14 protein-coding genes are annotated in these 17726 nt (G+C 48.9%); 5 read left to right on the forward strand and 9 right to left on the reverse strand.

Going from position 1 to position 17726, the window contains the following annotated elements; all coding sequences use genetic code 11:
• Positions 1-17 precede the first annotated feature (17 nt).
• The 9 genes from G441_RS0102045 to G441_RS0102085 all read right to left on the reverse strand — a co-directional run bounded on the left by G441_RS0102045 (position 18) and on the right by G441_RS0102085 (position 13278).
• Complete coding sequence (locus G441_RS0102045) at positions 18-1193, reverse strand: hydroxymethylglutaryl-CoA reductase (RefSeq protein ID WP_026374809.1); 1176 nt, start codon at positions 1191-1193, stop codon at positions 18-20.
• 84 nt (positions 1194-1277) lie between these two features.
• Positions 1278-1787, reverse strand: coding sequence for an RNA methyltransferase (locus tag G441_RS0102050; protein WP_026374810.1), 510 nt, complete (start codon positions 1785-1787; stop codon positions 1278-1280).
• A 173-nt stretch (positions 1788-1960) separates the two neighbouring features.
• Positions 1961-3379 (reverse strand): sensor domain-containing diguanylate cyclase, encoded by a 1419-nt coding sequence (locus G441_RS0102055; protein ID WP_051275269.1) that lies wholly within the window; start codon positions 3377-3379, stop codon positions 1961-1963.
• A 136-nt stretch (positions 3380-3515) separates the two neighbouring features.
• Complete coding sequence (locus G441_RS19810) at positions 3516-4247, reverse strand: hypothetical protein (RefSeq protein WP_026374812.1); 732 nt, start codon at positions 4245-4247, stop codon at positions 3516-3518.
• 111 nt (positions 4248-4358) lie between these two features.
• Positions 4359-7445: an efflux RND transporter permease subunit gene (locus G441_RS0102065; RefSeq protein ID WP_026374813.1), complete on the reverse strand. Its 3087-nt coding sequence runs from the start codon at positions 7443-7445 to the stop codon at positions 4359-4361.
• Positions 7438-10731 carry an efflux RND transporter permease subunit gene (locus tag G441_RS17715; RefSeq protein WP_051275270.1) on the reverse strand — a complete coding sequence of 1098 codons (3294 nt, stop codon included), beginning with the start codon at positions 10729-10731 and terminating at the stop codon, positions 7438-7440. The genes G441_RS0102065 and G441_RS17715 overlap by 8 nt, the downstream gene beginning before the upstream one ends.
• A 15-nt stretch (positions 10732-10746) precedes the next feature.
• A complete protein-coding gene (locus tag G441_RS0102075; RefSeq protein WP_026374814.1) occupies positions 10747-11835 on the reverse strand; it encodes an efflux RND transporter periplasmic adaptor subunit in 1089 nt (362 codons plus the stop codon).
• A 190-nt stretch (positions 11836-12025) separates the two neighbouring features.
• Complete coding sequence (locus G441_RS0102080; protein ID WP_026374815.1) at positions 12026-12433, reverse strand: OsmC family protein; 408 nt, start codon at positions 12431-12433, stop codon at positions 12026-12028.
• Positions 12430-13278: a CvfB family protein gene (locus G441_RS0102085; protein ID WP_026374816.1), complete on the reverse strand. Its 849-nt coding sequence runs from the start codon at positions 13276-13278 to the stop codon at positions 12430-12432. The genes G441_RS0102080 and G441_RS0102085 overlap by 4 nt, the downstream gene beginning before the upstream one ends.
• A gap of 79 nt (positions 13279-13357) precedes the next feature.
• On the opposite strand from G441_RS0102085, the gene G441_RS0102090 reads away from it, so the two are divergent.
• The 5 genes from G441_RS0102090 to alr are packed head-to-tail and all read left to right on the forward strand — an operon-like array spanning position 13358 to position 17725.
• On the forward strand, positions 13358-14095 hold the full coding sequence (locus tag G441_RS0102090; protein WP_026374817.1) for a 5-oxoprolinase subunit PxpA: 738 nt from the start codon (positions 13358-13360) through the stop codon (positions 14093-14095).
• Positions 14092-14781: a 5-oxoprolinase subunit PxpB gene (pxpB, locus tag G441_RS0102095; RefSeq protein WP_026374818.1), complete on the forward strand. Its 690-nt coding sequence runs from the start codon at positions 14092-14094 to the stop codon at positions 14779-14781. The genes G441_RS0102090 and pxpB overlap by 4 nt, the downstream gene beginning before the upstream one ends.
• Positions 14774-15739: a 5-oxoprolinase subunit C family protein gene (locus tag G441_RS0102100; protein ID WP_051275271.1), complete on the forward strand. Its 966-nt coding sequence runs from the start codon at positions 14774-14776 to the stop codon at positions 15737-15739. Before pxpB ends, G441_RS0102100 begins: the two co-directional genes overlap by 8 nt.
• Positions 15740-15761: 22 nt before the next feature.
• Positions 15762-16628 carry an aminotransferase class IV gene (locus G441_RS0102105; protein ID WP_026374820.1) on the forward strand — a complete coding sequence of 289 codons (867 nt, stop codon included), beginning with the start codon at positions 15762-15764 and terminating at the stop codon, positions 16626-16628.
• Positions 16629-16633: 5 nt separating this feature from the next.
• Entirely contained in the window at positions 16634-17725 is a 1092-nt protein-coding gene (gene alr, locus G441_RS0102110; protein WP_026374821.1) for an alanine racemase, read from the forward strand.
• The last annotated feature ends 1 nt before the right edge of the window (position 17726 follow it).

The following is a 17726-nucleotide window of genomic DNA, read 5'->3' on the forward strand; positions in this document are numbered from 1 at the left end:
ACCCCGGTAAAATAGAATTAGGTACGGTTTCTACCATATTTATCGTGACTGGCCACCCAGTGACCGGCAATGACTGCACAGCCAAGTGAGATATCGCCCGCCAGCACAGTCGCGGCGACGATTTCAGCGAATTTATTCGCTTTATCTTTGCCGTAACAGCCAAGTAACTCCAGGCATTCGCGCTGTGTCGGTAAACCGGTTCCACCACCGTAGGTAGCGACAATCAGTGAGGGAAGCGTCACTGCCATATACAGATCGCCATTATCCAGCAGCTCGTGTGATAACAAACCCGCATGTGATTCAACCACGTTGGCTTCATCCTGGCCAGTCGCGATGAACAGTGATGCAATACCATTCGCTGAGTGAGGGCCGTTATAGGCGGCACCTGCCATCAAAGCGCCGGTGTTAGCCATTACAGTAGCGCGAGCTAACGTTTTGGTGTCAACTTTCATGACGCGCTTCAACACGTCTTGCTTCAGCACAATCTCAGCAATCACGCGTTTACCACGAGAATGCAGCATATTCAGATGAGAATGCTTTTTGTCTGTATCCATATTACCCGATAACAGATACTCACACTGCACAGGGTAGTTGGCTTTGATCCACTCACAAGCAGCTAATGTGGCTTTACCTACCATGTTCTGACCCGCTGCATCACCGGTCGTGTAGTTGAAACGTAAATAGCGTGAGCGTGATACTGACCATTGGTGGATATGCTGAAGTTTACCCACACTGGTCGTGCTTTCTGCTGCCGCTTTAATTGCCTCGAAGTTTTCTTCTACCCAGGCACCAAATTCACGGGCCTGACGGGCGTCTTCAAAGATAAATGCTGGCGCGCGCTGCATAAATTGTTCAACAACCGTGGTTTTTACACCGCCACATTCATTGATGACGCGCATGCCGCGGCTATAACTGGCAACCAGTGTGCCTTCCGTGGTGGCCAATGGTACGTAGAACAGGCCGTTAGCGTTTTCACCATTGATGTGCACAGGGCCAGCGACGCCAACCGGCATCTGTACGATACCAACAAAGTTTTCAACGTTGCCTGGAAGCACCGATGTGTCGATTGAATAACTGCCGGTATGGGTTAATTCAGCACCGGTTTTTTCCTTCAGGAAATCACGTCGGGCTTTTGCCATTTCGTCCGTGTAATCGTTCTCGGGATGGCGGGGAATGCGAAAATCGTCGCTCATACTTTACTCCTGTCTACCTAAAGCATAAAAATGAATGTTACAAAAATGTTAATAGCACTATACACAAATCACGTTACAAGCCAACTACAACCGGCGTAGTTGGTTATTATTGTCTCTGCTTGATTCAATCAACTGGTCTGGTTCCACATCGAATGGCTCCTTTGCCACGCGGTCATATAACACCACGTTTACCGTCGCTGCCAGGTTCAGGCTTTGATTGGAGGGTATGGCGATAACATGATCTGCTTGTTGAACCAGTTCCTTGGGTAAGGAACCATCTTCTGGACCAAAGACATAGTAGGCATTATCTGGATGATGAAAGTCAGGCAGCAAGGTTGCACCTTTGACTAACTCCACGACCACCATGTCGCTGCCAGCAGGTTTTGCCTTCAAAAGATCGTCTACTCCTGTCAATGACGCTTTTGCTTCACCCTTAATCGTGTCGGTGTGGAAATCTCTTGCATACCCGAAGCGCTGACCAGAATAAAAAATATGCTTCACACCAAAGCATCCTGCTGCACGCATTACTGCCCCGACATTCACTGCACTTTTGGGATTAAACAGGCCAATTGTCACATAGGGAAACTGGAGCATAGATGATCATGTCTGGTGATTTGTTGTGCATTATACAGGTCAGACCAGTTAAGAAAAGTGTTTTTTTTCAAAGAGTTTGAAAATTTATGGGATCACAGGGACGTTTATGCACAAATAGTGCATTGGCTTGTGGACTGTTCACAGACGCTTAACTGAGATGGGAAGAAACCAGTTTACGCCTCGTATACCGTGGCCTGGTTGCGTCCGTTCTTTTTTGATTCATATAAGGCAACGTCGGCGTTCGCCAGGTGCTTTGAAAATTGTTCGTCAGGGGTGCCAACACTAACACCAAAACTGGCGGTAAATTGAATGGTATCGTCTTCAAATATAACCGGATGCGCTGCGATATGCTCGCGTGCGCGGTTTATCAGTGAAAGACATTTATCCGCAGGCAAATTATGGATCATTAATACGAACTCTTCGCCTCCCCAGCGACACACTGTATCATCGGTGCGCAGCATAGACGTCAGGATGTGGGCGGCTTCACGCAGTACGGCATCGCCAGCATTGTGACCATAGGTATCGTTAATTTTTTTAAAATGATCCAGGTCGACCATGACAATACACACCGAAGAAGTGCGATGTTTTAGCTGATGGTAGCGTCGCTGCAGGTAGTTTCTATTTGCCAGCCCGGTCAGCGCATCAACTTCCATACGTTTTTCAAGGTAACGTTTGTAACCGATAAAGGAGAAGAACAGGACGGTGATCACCACAATAATGGCAGATGAAGCAAGTCCTGCGTTTATCGCAAAGGTATGTGTAAGCTTTGCCTGCCTGCGCTCAAGGGGGGTTAACAATAACAGTCGCCAATTAAGCTGAGGGATGCTTATTTCTGAGATCAGTACGTCTTCGTCGTTAAGTTCAACAATGATACTGTCCAGATCTTGCAAGTTGACATTGGAATCTGTGAACCAGGGCAGAGAATTGAGATCTGGAATATACTCGTCTGTGACAATCAGGTCTGGTAATGAAGATAAAATCACCTGGTCAAGTTCATTGACGAAAAGAAAATCATAGCCGTATTGTTTTTTATAGCTGGCGAAAGATTCCACGAACGATTTGATACGTTTGCCGACCCCGACAAAACCCAGAAATTCGCCGTCGTCGTTGTAAATTTTCACATCGAAAAAAAGGTGAACATCACCGACCTGACCGAGGTCGGCTAAGATCTTTTTTTCTGTTTTCAACGCTTCAAAATACCAATAAACCTTACCCTCAATCAGATCAAATTGGCGGCCATTAGACATTAACTGTTTACGCTGTTTCTCTAGTGCGACAAAAAACGTTAACTTGAGCCGCTGCTCCATTCTGGATAACTGTTCGAGAATAAACGCTTCATCGACTTCATCGCTGTCTAACAGCTGATCAAAGGTGATAGTTTCCGCGAAGGTTTCTGCGATATGCAGGGGTTTTAGCAACTCACGATTAACCAGTGAATAAACCGGGCTAATGGCCTGTTGTTGTATGCGGCTTTGCTCCGACACGATGTTGTTGATGGCGATGTAGCCGGTGACAGCAAAAACGGCTAATACAGAGAGTAAAATGAGGATGAGCAAGCTCTGTGTGTTCTTGCCGACTAACGCCTTTAACATCGCAACCTCTTTTTTGTCCGGCAGGACTTTTTTTGGGCAGTGTACCTGATGTTAATGACAAAATGTGCAGAAAATATGAAACACACCCTGAACCGAAACCGATGCTTGATACGTCAGTACTTAGCACAGCAGTACGTTACAACTGTTTAAACAACTCGTAGAGACCGTCTTGCTCAAGACACATCTCGAATGGCGTACTTTGATTGTCCGATAGTGGAGTATGCATCCACTTATGGATAGAGTCCGGTCTGACCTTGAACGCCACTATGCCCAGCATCGCCGTTATTGCCTGCATTCGGCTTGAAGTATCCCGGTCCAGATTTGGGAGTGCGTCTAACTGAGGTTTTGAGAATCCGACTAACTGTTTGAGCTCATCAGAGTGGAGTCCTGCTGAATGTGTTGCCGTTAGAAACTGTTTAATAATGTCGAATTTTCTCGCTTTGGCGGTTGTCGCTATCTGTAGTTCCCCAATGTTCGCAGACTTTGCTTCCTTTAGTGCTTGTTGAAAAAATTCGTCCAATGACGTTTTATTGCGACTCACTTTGAAAAGCACTTTTAACGTACCATCCTTGGGTAACGACACACGGTTTATTTCTGGATTGGTAAAACTGACACCTATCGCCACACATCCATGGACATGGATCTTGGTGTAGCGGTTTAGCATCTCTGCAACACCAGTTTCAGATATCTTAGTTTTAGGGTGGGGGATCTGGTGCCAACACCAGTATTCCAATCCAGACGTTAGGGACTCAATTTCTGAAAATATGGCGTGAATACCTTTTTCGTCAAAATTTCCAGAGTATTCGCTAACGACGATATTGCCGTGCAGATTATTTTCAAATTCACCGTGCTGATTGCTGTACTGCATTGGCGCTGATTTCCGTCCAGACCTGATGCGTCAGGTTACGACGGAAATCAACAAAAACTCAATAATTAAATCACCTCTGGATACATCAACAGATTAATAATCTGATAGGACCTATTGTGCTCGCTGTCCCAGTGATGTCAGTTTATCCACCATACGCTTGGCATCCGCCACCATATTGGCGGTTTTGCGTCGCAACTTGAGCAGCAGCAGGTAAGCCAGCGGTACCAGGAATAAACTGGTTATGGTTGAGAAAATCAGCCCTCCAATAATGGCGATTGCCATAGGCGAGTAGGGCGGGCCATCACCTCCTATACGGGTCGAGCCTAATGCCAGTGGAATAAGACCCAGTACAGTTGTGGCAACTGTCATAAGAATCGGCCTGACCCTGCTTAGACAGCCGTCAACAATCGCATTTGCGACGCTGTAACCCTGGTTGACTAATTGGTTTACCCGGTCTACCAGCACAATACCGTTGTTAACAACAATCCCCATCAAAATCAGCATGCCTATCATGCCCATGACGGACATGGATGTGCCTGTGATGAAGAAGGCCCAGAATACCCCGGTGAAGGAAAACAAAAGCGAGGTAATGACGGCAGTCGGCAGTAATAATGACTCAAACAGTGCAGCCATGACAATGTAAATCATACACAGTGCCAACAGCATATTAAGTTGCATGACGCTATTCGCTTCATCCTGACGTCTGAAGCTGCCATCCAACGTCCAGCTGTAGCCGGATGGCATCTCAACAAAGTTCATGACTTCCTGAATGCGCTCACGGGCTTGCTCCGTTGTGGTGCCGTCTTGCAGATTGGCACCAATGGTGATGGATGTCTGACGATAATTGCGCCAAATCTCCGCCAGCCGTGGTGCAACTTCTACACTTGCTACCATGTCCAGTGTGACGTTCTGATTGCCATCACGTTTTAAGGTGAGGTTTTTAAGCTCATTCAATGACGTTTGCGTATCCTCATCAAACATCAGACGAATGTCGATTTCGCCGCTGTCACCGTGTCGGAAGGTCCTCAAATTGGTGCCGCGTAACGCCGTAGCGACAATATCGGCAACGTTTTGTGTAGTCAGACCAAAACGAAATGCTTTCTGGCGGTCAATACGTACCTGTAATTCCTGTCGACGTGGTCCAGTATCAGTGCGGACATCGGTTAACCCTTCAACATTAGAGAGAACGGGCACGATACGGTCGGCCAAACGCATCAATGCGCCGGAGGACTCGCCTAACAGGGTGATCCGTATTCCACCGCCATTTCCTTCATCCCAGCGGAAAGAAGGTTTGGCGCGCACGAAGGTTGGGAAACCCTCCTTGATCTTGTCTTTTAACGCCGAGACTTTAATCGGTAAATCATCTTTCAGTGTAATGCCTGATACCGCGTGTCCGGCACGATAGTAGCTGTACACCTGTTTGACATGAAATTCATCCTGATTGGCATACAGATACGCTTCCATTTTATCTACAACTTGTTCGACTTCTTCAAGACTGTAGTTGCCCTGGATGTGGTAATTAAGCCAGATCCGTTCCTCATTGTTGTTGCCCTCATCATTATTGCTGACGAACTGCATAGGAATGGCGGTGCTGACCAATAGCAGCACGGCGATCATGGCGGTTTTGTATTGATGCGCTAACGTCCATTCCAGCGTGCGTTTATACAAACGTTTCGCTTTGCCAGGAGGTTTTGGCTTAGCAAGCTTGGCGGGCAGCTTCACTTTGGTGGTCAGTAATGGGATCAGCGTCTGTGCAATGACCAGAGACGCAAACAGCGAAATACAGATGGCGATGGCCACATGTTCGAGGAAAACCGTCACGTCAATTTTTACACCGACTATATTAGGTAAAAACACAATCGCGGTGGTAGCCGTGCCGGCAATCACCGCCAGACTCACTTTCGCGACGCCTGCTTTCGTGGCTTCAATGATATTGTCGTTATGCTCTTTTTCCTGCTGAATACTTTCGGTGACCACCACTGCGTTGTCGACCAGCATACCTACGGCCAGCATCAATCCCATCAGTGACAGGATATTCAATGAGTAGCCAAAGAAGTACATAAAGCCTAACGTTATGCATATCGACAATGGTACAGACAACACCACGATCATGGTGGTGGGCAGGTGCCGTAAGAACAGGAAAAGAACGCCGATAGAGAGCACCGCACCAATTAATCCAGCACTTAACAAATCGCTTAGTGATGAGGTCACACTGTCGGCAACATCATCCATGATGAACAGATTAATACCATTAAACGCTGGATTTTCATTGGCCTCGTCGATGACCTCCAAAACATTTTTTGACACTTCAACCAGATTGCTTCCAGATTCGCGAAATATGTTAAAACCTACGGCATAAGTGCGATCCAGGTGTCGACCTTCAACACGTTTTGGGGTTTCGTAACGTATATCTGCGATATCAGCCAGCCTGACATTACGATTCACCAGTAAGTCTTCAATTTCCTGCAAACTGCGGAATTCGCCCATAGGGTTGACCACAATCTGCTGGTTCATATCGACGAATTCACCGGCGGTCATCGAGAAATTAGCTTTACGCAACACCTCAGCGAGTTCGTTTACATCGACGTGCAATGCTGCAATTCTCTGCGCGTCAAGGCGAATGGTGATTTGCTTCTTCATCACACCATAAAGCTCAACCCGCGATACGCCGGGTACACGCTCTATTGGCATTTTCAGGTTGCGTTCCAACAGGTCGTAGGCGTTGGATAAATCCCGCTCGCTGGACACCCTTAACTGGAATACCGGCATATCGTTGGTGTTAAACTTGTACACCAGAATCCGCTCGACATCGTCAGGCAACTCGTGACGGATGGCATCCACTTTCTCACGCGCTTCGATACTTTTTGCCTTGATGTTTTCGTCCCAGGCAAATTCCATGTAGATCTCGGCACTTTCTTCGCTTGAGCGCGAGCGCAGGCGCTTTATCCCAGACATGGTGGCCAGTGCTTCTTCCACAGGGCGGGTGATCATTTTTTCAATTTCGGCAGGCGTCGCATCCTGGTACGGAATATTGACGACCAATTGCGGGATATCGATGCCGGGAAATTTCTCAAGCGGCAGCAAACGACTGGAAATCACACCGAATAAAAACAGCGACAGAAACACCATACACACCGTAACCGGCTTGCGTATGGCGAAGGCGGCCAGCGCCGCACCTGCTGAGGTGAACTTATCCATACACTGTTTCTCCCTGTGTCGCCGAGGCAAATTGTTTGCGGTCAAACAGACTGTACAGCACCGGAATCAATACCAGGGTCAGCAGTGAGGCGAAAAGCAGGCCGAAAATTACCGTAATGGCCATTGGCGTTCTCACCTCTGCGCCTTCGCCCATACCTATTGCCATGGGCAGAAGACCAAGCACCGTTGTTAACGTTGTCATCATGATAGGACGTAAACGGCTGATGGCTGCATCGTGGATAGCGTCGACTTTTTGCATACCCTGTTCACGTAATTGATTGATTCGGTCAATCAGAACTATGGCGTTATTGACGACGATGCCGGCTAGCATAATAAGGCCAATGAAAACGACAACGCTGACCGTGGTGCCTGTGATAAATAAACCGTAGATAGAGCCAGCACAGGCCAGAGGCACCGTGAACAGGATAATAAAGGGATGAAGCAGTGACTCGAACTGCGATGCCATCACCAGATACACCATGAAGATTGCCAAACCCAATGCGAACATCAGTGATGTGAAACTGGCCTGCATCTCTTCACTTTGTCCTGCAATATCAGCCTGCATGCTAAGTGGCAGAGACAGTTCGCGGATCAGCTGATTGGCTTCGGTGACCGCATCACCTAAATCGCCGTAGGCCAGATTTGCACTGATCACAACCACACGTTGCTGACCTACCCGGGTAATTTCACTTGGACCGGTAGACAGCGTAACTTCAGCAACAGCGTCCAACGGTACTGCAGGAGAGCTGCCTGGATTCACAATCATATTGCCAATATCGGCAATGCTGTCGCGCTGGTCATTTTCGCTGCGTACCATGATATCGACTTTACGATCATCCACGCTGTATTTGCTCGCTACTTCACCGCCCACTTTGGTGGCGATCAGCGTTGACACATCTGGAGCATTGAGACCTAGCTGTGCCAGTTTGGCATGGTCGAAGTAGATTTTTAGTTCAGGGTTACCGTTCAATAACGTGGTTTTGACATCGGCAAAGCGTGGGTTCTGGGCCATGCTCTCGACAAGACGATCGCCATAGCGACGCAACATGCCAAGGTCGTAACCTGAAATTTCTATTTCTATCGGCGTATCAAAACTGAACAGGGCAGGGGTGCCAAATTTACTTTGTACGCCGGCCATTTCCGACAGTTGCGCACGCATGCTATCAATCACCCGTTGCTGGGTCTCAGCACTGGCACCACTTTGCATCACGACGTTTAACTGGCCCCAGTGATCGCCACCCTGAGTGGGTGACGCGTTCATTAAGCTGCCTGTACCAGCCAGTGAATAGGTGCGCGCTACACCATCCTGAGACTCGGTGAATGTCGCTAACTCGGATAACACCGCATCCGTTTCAGCCAGAGGAGAGCCGCTGGGCAAACTGACTTCAACAAAAAATTCACCCTGTGTCAGGCTCGGTATAAGTTCCACGCCCAGACGAGGCAACAGTAATACTGACGCGACACTGATGGTAAGGATAATGGATAGCACCGCAACACGCGCACGCAGCACAACGTTTAACAGCGAGCGATAGCCAGATTCGGTTGATGTGTAAAGCAGGTTAAATGCCCAGATAAGCGGTTTGAATAGCCATTTACCTGCTGTGCTTAAGCCCTTTACAACCATCAATGTGATGCTGGTCAGCAGCAGAGGCAGCACATAAAACATGCCTTTCAGTAACCAACGTACCGGCATGGTCAGGTAATATACGCCCCAGCCCACGCGAGAGACGGGACGCCATGGATTGCGCTTCTCGCCCAGATCCAATGCGTCAGACTGCGCCTTTTTACCATCACGTGCAGCAAGCATGGGGATCAGTGTCAACGCTACGATTAACGATGCCGCCAGTGCGAACGTCACTGTCAGTGCCTGATCGCTGAATAGTTGTCCGGCAATACCTTCGACAAACACCAGCGGAAAAAATACCGCCATGGTGGTAAGTGTCGACGCAACGATCGCCATCGAGACTTCTTTGGTGCCAATAATGGCGGCGTTTTTGGCTGTTTTTCCCTGCTGCTTTTGCTTGTCGATGTTTTCCAGCACCACAATGCTGTTGTCTACCAGCAGGCCAATAGCCAGAGCAATACCGCCGAGGCTCATGATATTGAGGCTGATCTCGTTGGCATACATCAGGTTGAACGTAGCGATAATGGAGACTGGGATGGACAGCGAGATAATTAACGTCGGCCAGATGTTTTTTAAGAATACATACAAAATCACCATTGCCAGCAGGCCACCGATGATACCTGCTGATTTCACATCTTCGATAGCGTTGGCAATAAAGGTGCTCTGGTCATAGATAGGTTGTAGTTGGTAGTCCGCTGGCAGGCCATTGCGAATTTCACTGAGACGGGCATCAACACGCTTTGCAACCTGCACAGTATTGGCATCACCTTCTTTGTAAATGGCGATCTCAACGCCTTCCAGTCCGTTGAATCGGGTGACGGAATTACGTTCCTTGTAGCCATCACTGACAGTAGCGATATCGCCTAGACGAATGTGCCGACCTTCACGGGTAGCAATAAACAGGTCCCGCATGTCATCAAGCGACGTAAATTCGTTAAGGGTTCTGACCAGATATTCCTGAGAGCCTTCCTCTACACGACCACCAGACGCATTGACGTTTTCATTACGCAGGCGCGTGACAATTTCCTGTTCGGTAATATTCAGCTGTCCGGCCTTACGCTGGTCGATCAACACCTGAACTTCATTTTCCAGGCCGCCACCGATTTTTACCGATGCGACACCCTCGACGGATTCCAGTTTGCGTTTGATTTGCTCGTCGGCAAATACCCGTAAATTTTTCAGGGCGCTGATGTCATTGGCATTTATCGCAGCGTCTGTTGTTGCCAGACTGTCGCTACCCAACCCCAGTTTTACAATAGGGGCCTGGGTTGGGTTAAAGCGCAACAGTAGCGGCTTTTCAACATCCAGGGGTAGCTGCAATATATCCAGCTTCTCCCGTACTTCGAGGCTGGCCATGTCCATATCAGTGCCCCAGGCGAACTCAAGCACAACATCAGACTGACCGGCTTTTGATGTTGAGGTGACGGTGTGCACACCTTTTACTATGCCGATGGACTCTTCTATCGGCTTGGACACTAACTGTTCTATTTCGCCCGGCGCCGCCCCCGGATACAGGGTGCGGATCGTTAATGTGGGATACGACAACTCGGGCAGCAGATTAATGGCAAGCCGTGATAATGAGACCATGCCAAACAGCAACACTGCAAAAGTGAACATCCAGACGGTAACGGGGCGTTTTACTGCCGTTTCTACCAGTTTCATGATGATATCCCTTCGTTAGCCGTTGACGATGTCAACAGGTGCCTGGTCTTTGAGGTTCTGGTGACCGGTGATGACCACCTGCTCAGAACCATTGAGTCCTTCAAGGATCTCTGCGAATTCACCTTCCTGATAACCGACTTTAACCGCGACCTTTTTGGCAATACCTTCTTCTACTACAAAGACGTTCACGTCGTTGTCGATGGCCAGTAGGGCCTTACGAGGCAGTAAGGTTGCATCTTCGCGGGTGTCATAGTTAAGTTTGACCTGCGCGAACATGCCTGCTTTTAGGTGGTTTTCCTCATTTGGTACACGCAGCGTCACTTTAAACGTGCCTGTTGCGGCATCAATGACAGGGCTGATGCGCTCTACGTAAGCATCAACATTCTGATTGCCAAGCGCGGTCATTGCCAGTGAGGCGCGCTGGTCTTCGTGTACTTTAGACAGTTCTTTCTCCGGTAGGTGAACAATGCCGTACAGCTCTTTTTGCTGCACGATATGAAACATCCGCTCACGCTGGAAAGACTCAGTGAGGTTACCGACTTTGGCATTGCGCTCTGCGATATAGCCGCTGATAGGGGCGGTGATGGTGGCTTCCTGAAGATCAAGTTCAGCCAGTTTCAATACAGCTTGTGCAGCCTCGTATTGTGCATTGAGCTTATCGTAGGTGTCTTCGCTGACTAACTTTTTATCATGCACTTTATTGATTTTGGCCAGTTCTTTCTCGATACCTTTCAGGTCAGCTTTCGCCTTAGACAGACTAAGGTGGTAACGCTCGGGCTCTAATTGCGCCAACACCTGACCTTTTTCAACATAATCCCCTTCTTCAACCAGAATTTCGCTGATAATCCCCGATGCTCTGGCGACGACAAATGCTTCTTCTTTCGCTTCTAACACCGCAGTGGTCGAATAGTTTGATGAGATATCGCCGCGCTGCAATGACGCTGTCTCTACCGGAATACTGACAACGACCTTCTTGTCTTCCTGTGGATTATCAGCTGATGCCGCTGCGCCACTGCAGCCGCTTAAAGTTAGTGAGGCGCTCAACAGCGCTGCAGTTGAAAGGGTGTAAAAAAGTGTTTTGTTGTGTAGACGTTGAAATTCCATGTTGCCCTCGACTGTAAAAGTATTCGCGTATGCGTGCTATGCCAGTCTTGTGCATCACTCGTGCCACTAAAAATAATCTAATAAAAACAATGGTATAGAATTCAAAAGAGAGAGGGGTGGGGAGATTAACCAAAAGGTGTTGGCCAAATTTGCCAACACCTGAGATTTTTGACCACAAATATGATTCTGCTTAGGCCTCGGTCGGTGCAGTAACGCTAAAACTGGTTGTAATAGGCACTGAAGCGTTGAGCATGAGCATCACCGAACAATACTTTTCAGTCGACAATGACACGGCCCGTTGCAGGTGTTTTTCATTGATATCAACGCCACTTACTTCATAGTGGGCGTGAATTTTTGTAAATACTCTAGGAGGAGAATCCGCTCGTTCTGCCTCCAGTCTGCATTGACAAGCCTGGATATCCTGACGGGCTTTTTTCATGATCTCTACCACGTCTACAGATGAACATGCTCCCACAGCAACAAGCACAGATTGCATGGGCGAAATGTGCTTATCATTACCATCCATCACGATTTCACGGCCGTCATCCATGGTGCCTTTAAAGATTAAGTCTCCCTGCCAGTCGACTACTGCTTTCATTGCATTTCCTCACTTATTAATTTTATAAATTCTTTATTAATGATGATGCGACGCTGTTTAAACAACGCACCAAGTGCTTTTTTATAGGCGCCTTTGCTCACACCAAAACGACGGTTGATCTCATCTGCAGGGCTTTTGTCGGTTAGGGTTGATACGCCTCCATGTGCGAGCAAATCTTCAATAATTTGCTCATGCAGTGATGAGCGACCGGTTTCATCATCTCGCTGCAGGGCAACATCAAGTTTGCCATCTTCGCGGACCTGTTTGATGAAACCTGTCAGAGACTGACCGGGCTTAATTGGCATAAACACATCGGATTTAAATATCAGGCCTAAACAACGGTTTTCTATCAGTACCTTGAAACCCAGTTCACTTTTCGCCGTGACCAGCAGAGTGACCGCATCCCCTGACTTTAAATAGGCATCGGTTTCCGGATAAAAACGATGCAGTTTGGTGCTGCCCTGTAGCTTCTGATACTTGTCGTCATAGTAAACGTGCACCACATACGTGAGCCCGACCTGCATCAGTCTGTCCTGCTGTGCAATAGGAACGAATAAATCCTGTTCTATACCCCAGTCAACAAATGCGCCGTGCTTGGATACGCCGGTCACAGTAAGCGCAGCAGTGTTATCGCAAAGGACTTTGGGTGGTGTCAACGATGCGCAGTTCTGACCCTGCTTATCCTCATAGATGACCACCTCTATTTCATCGTCAGGTGCAATATCAGCATGCTGTGGATCGTCATGTTTTAATATGGCCTCATCGCCATGTTGATTGCGAAGCAAGAAGCCGAACGGCAGCGTCTCTGCGACCGTCATGGAGTTGAATTGACCTAGATTTAGCATTGTGGAGTAAACAGCACTGAACGTTATTGATAGACTAAGCCGTATAGTGTAACCAAGAAGTCAGGTAACCCCTAGTATCATGTTGATTAATTGCGATTTAGGCGAAGGATTCGGGGCCTGGAAAATGGGCCAGGACGAGCAACTCATGCCGTATGTAGATCAGGCTAACATTGCCTGTGGTTTTCATGCTGGCGATCCGGTTGTTATGCAGCGCGCGGTGCATCACGCAAAGTTGAATCACGTGAGTATCGGGGCCCATCCGGCGTATCCCGACCTGCAGGGCTTTGGCCGGCGCAGTATGCGTCTCAGTCACAGTGAGCTTATTGCATTGCTGCATTATCAAATTGGTGCACTGGAGGGCGTGGCACAAAGTCTTGGCGCCAGCGTAGATTATGTTAAGCCTCATGGCGCGCTGTATAACGACATGATGGCGGATACAGATTTGCTCGATATCGTCATGCAGGGCGTCGCAGACTACCATCGCCCGCTCTCTCTTATGATCCAGGCCACGCCCAACTGGCAAACTCATCAGCATATGGCGGATAAACATCGTCTGACACTGCTGTTTGAAGCCTTTGCCGATCGGCGCTACCTGGACAACGGACAGCTGCAACCAAGAGCACAACCCGGTGCGGTGCTTGACGCAAAACAATGTATTCAACAGGCCCGACAGCTTATCAAAGAGGGTAAAGTGACGACAGTGTCTGGTCACAACCTGAGTGTCAAAGCCGATACTCTGTGCGTGCATGGTGACGGAGAGGAAGCGCTATCCATCGCAGCACAACTTAGAAGTCTGATTGATGAGTTAGCGTCTTGAGTATTGACTGGCAAATACAAAACGCTGGGGAACAAAGCGTTATTGTTTACGCTGACTGTAGTGATCTTGATAAAGCCAATGCTGCCATTAGCCAGCTGCATCGACAACTGGTGGATAGCACGTTGCCGATCACTTCAATGGTACCGTCATATCAGTCCCTACTGGTCAGTTATGACAGCGATGTGATGCCATATCTCGACCTCCGTGCCAGGATAAAAGCATTACTGCCTGCTGAGGCTCTGGAGGATAAAGGTGGTCGTCGTTTAACGGTGCCCGTTTGTTATGGTGCAGGAGACGTGTGTGATCTTGATGCGGTGGCAAAATCCACCGGGATTGCCGTTGATGAAGTGATTGCCTTACACAGCGAAACTGAATATCGGGTGTATGCGATTGGGTTCGCGCCGGGGTTTGCCTATATGGGGAGTCTGGATACACGCTTACAGCTACCTAGAATGTCAACACCCAGAACAGCTGTACCTGCGGGTTCGCTTGCTATTGCTGAGTCGCAGACCGCTATTTATCCACAGGCTTCACCAGGTGGATGGCACATCCTGGGGCAATGTGCCGCACCGGTTTTCACGTTACAACCATCGCATCAAACCATTTGGAAAGTAGGTGACCGGGTGAGGTTTGAGCCTGTCGCACAGTCTGAACTCGCGCACGTAGGTATCAGCATCGATGAGTAGTCAGTCAGTGTCAGTCATGAAAGTGAGCCAACCTGGTCCGTATGCAACGCTGCAGGATAGGGGCCGAGTCGGCGGTGAGCCGATGGGGGTTGGCTCAAGTGGCGCATTGGATACGCACAGTTACGCGTGGGCGAATAGGTTATGCAGTAATTCGACAAATAGCGCCTGCATCGAGATCACGGCGGGGATGTTTGAGGCACAAGTGCTGCGTGAAACGGTCGTAGCACTGACAGGTGCTCATGCAACGTTCTGCATTGATGGCAACCCCCACGCAACCTGGCAAAGCCACAGGGTCAAAAAAGGTCAGGTAATATCTGTTGCGCCGCCTGATGCAGGTTTTCGAAACTACCTGGCAATAAGCGGCGGTTTCACCGGCCCTGAGATCCTCGGCAGTGTGTCTACCAACCGCAGGGAGAGATTGGGCGGACACAAGGGAGATGGTTCCGTCATTAGTGCAGGCGATGTACTGCAGGGCGTAGCACTAAACAATACGCCTAAGACTCTATTGAGGGCTCCTGAGCAAGTTATTCCATCGTTTCCTGACAAAATCATATTGCGACTGGTAAAAGGGTATCAGTTTGATAGTTTCCCTTCGTCAAGCATCCGCACCTTGCTTTTCAATGATTATGCAGTCAGTAATAAAAGTGACCGTATGGGCATCAGGCTCTCCGGAAGTGCCGTCACGCCGCCTACTTCGCCATTGTTTTCTGAAGGGATCTGTTTCGGAGCAGTTCAGGTGCCCGCAGACGGACAGCCGATCATTATGCTTAGTGACCGGCAAACAATTGGCGGATACCACAAACTGGGCAGTATTTTACGCAGTGACGCCAATGCGTTGGCGCAGGCAAAACCGGGTGACAGTGTGAGCTTTGACATTATCGACGTATTGGATGCACAGGCGCATTTACAGTTGGAAAAATATCGCTTTGACCATACTATGCCGCTGTCAGTGAATTAATGTTTTCATAAAGGACCTTCGGTTGTCAGACATTTCACAAATGGCCTATCTGAACGGCCAGTATCTGCCTTTAAGTGAGGCTCGTATTTCCCCGATGGACAGAGGCTTTCTGTTCGGTGACGGTATTTATGAAGTGATACCGAGCTACGGTGGACGGCTGGTAGGCATGCGTGCACACATGCAAAGAATGCGCAACGGGCTTGATGCCATTGGCATTCGTGTCACTATCGAAGATCAGGAAATGCAGGAAATCGCGACCCGCCTTCTGCAAGCAAGTGGTAATGGTAATCTTGGCGTATATTTTCATATCAGTCGTGGCGCAGATCTGACCCGTATGCACGGTTTTCCCGAGCAGATAACACCCACAATATTTGCCTTTGCATTTGCGATTCCGGAAGCAGGAACCGGTCACCCTGACTCAGCGAAATGTGTCAATGTGGTCACCTGTGAGGACATGCGCTGGCGACGCTGCCATATTAAATCAACTTCACTGCTGGGTAACGTGCTGCATTTTCAACATGGCAGGGAGCAGGGTCAGGATGAAACGATCCTGTACAACCAGCATGGACACATCACTGAAGCCAGTGCGTGTAACGTCTTTGCCGTGCTCGATAACAGGATTGTTACGCCGGCATTGGACAATCAGTTGCTGCCTGGCATCACACGACAGCTGGTGATCAGTATCTTGCGCGATTTTGATGTGCCTGTGGTCGAAGATACCGTCACGCGGCAGCAGCTTCGTGAGGCTGACGAAGTGTGGTTAACCAGTTCAAGTAAAGAAATACGACCGGTAGTCTCTATAGACGGACAACCTATTGGTAGTGGCAAGCCCGGTCGGTATTGGCATAAAGCGATGACGTTGTATGCTCAACATAAGTTTGACTATTAGGCACAATGACACGTCCAACTCACCTCACAATTGATACCCAAGCACTGAAAAATAATCTGCGTGTCGCACGTGCTTTAGCACCCGCGTCAGCTGTCGTTGCGGTGGTGAAAGCTGATGCATATGGCCACGGTGCCCAGGCACTTGTGCCCATTCTTGACGCTGACGTGGATATGTTTGCGGTTTCTTGCTGTGAAGAAGCGCTCGGAGTCAGGCGATCCGGGATAACGAAACCCGTGGTGTTATTGGAAGGCTGCTTCGAGCCAACAGAATGGCAGCTCGCCATCGACAATCAGTTTGAGCCGGTGATCCATAATCACAACCAGCTCGATACGTTGCGTCAGGCAGAACACTGCAGTGCCCTCAATGTGTGGTTAAAAATTGATACCGGTATGCACCGTCTTGGCTTCGATATGGATGAAGCCGTCGAGGTATACCAACAGCTTGATGCATTGCCCCATATCGGCAACATTATTCTTATGACGCATTTCGCCAGCGCCGACGATGCTGATCCGAGTTTTACGCATATGCAACTTGCGCGATTTGAGCAAATAGTACAAGACTTGTTAGAGAGGGGGCAGGAGCCTGCGTTGAGTATGGCTAACTCTGCCTGTTTATTGAACTGGCCGGCGACACATAAGCAGTTTAACCGTCCTGGATTAATGCTTTACGGTCTCTCACCGTTTGAATTTTCGCACCCTGAGGCTCGCCAGTTAACACCTATCATGACGTTGTCGTCACAGGTTATTGCAATTCGCGAGATTGCTGCCGGTGAGGCCGTCGGTTATGGCAATACATGGCGCGCGCAGAGACCTTCGGTCATCGCGACTATTGCCGTTGGCTATGGTGACGGATACCCGAGATCCGCGCGAAGCGGTACACCGGTGCTGATAAATGGTCAGCGTGCGTCGCTGGTCGGTCGTGTATCAATGGATATGATCACAGTTGATGTCACCGACATTGGCCGCGTTAACATCGGTGACCCTTGTATTCTCTGGGGGGCGGACTTAAGTGCAAATGAAGTGGCGAGTTGGGCGGGGACTATAGGCTACGAGCTTATTACCCGTCTGCCGCCGCGTGTCCCGCGTACTCTTGTTTAAA

The organism is Aestuariibacter salexigens DSM 15300 (assembly GCF_000429145.1).
Classification (GTDB): Bacteria; Pseudomonadota; Gammaproteobacteria; order Enterobacterales; family Alteromonadaceae; genus Aestuariibacter; species Aestuariibacter salexigens.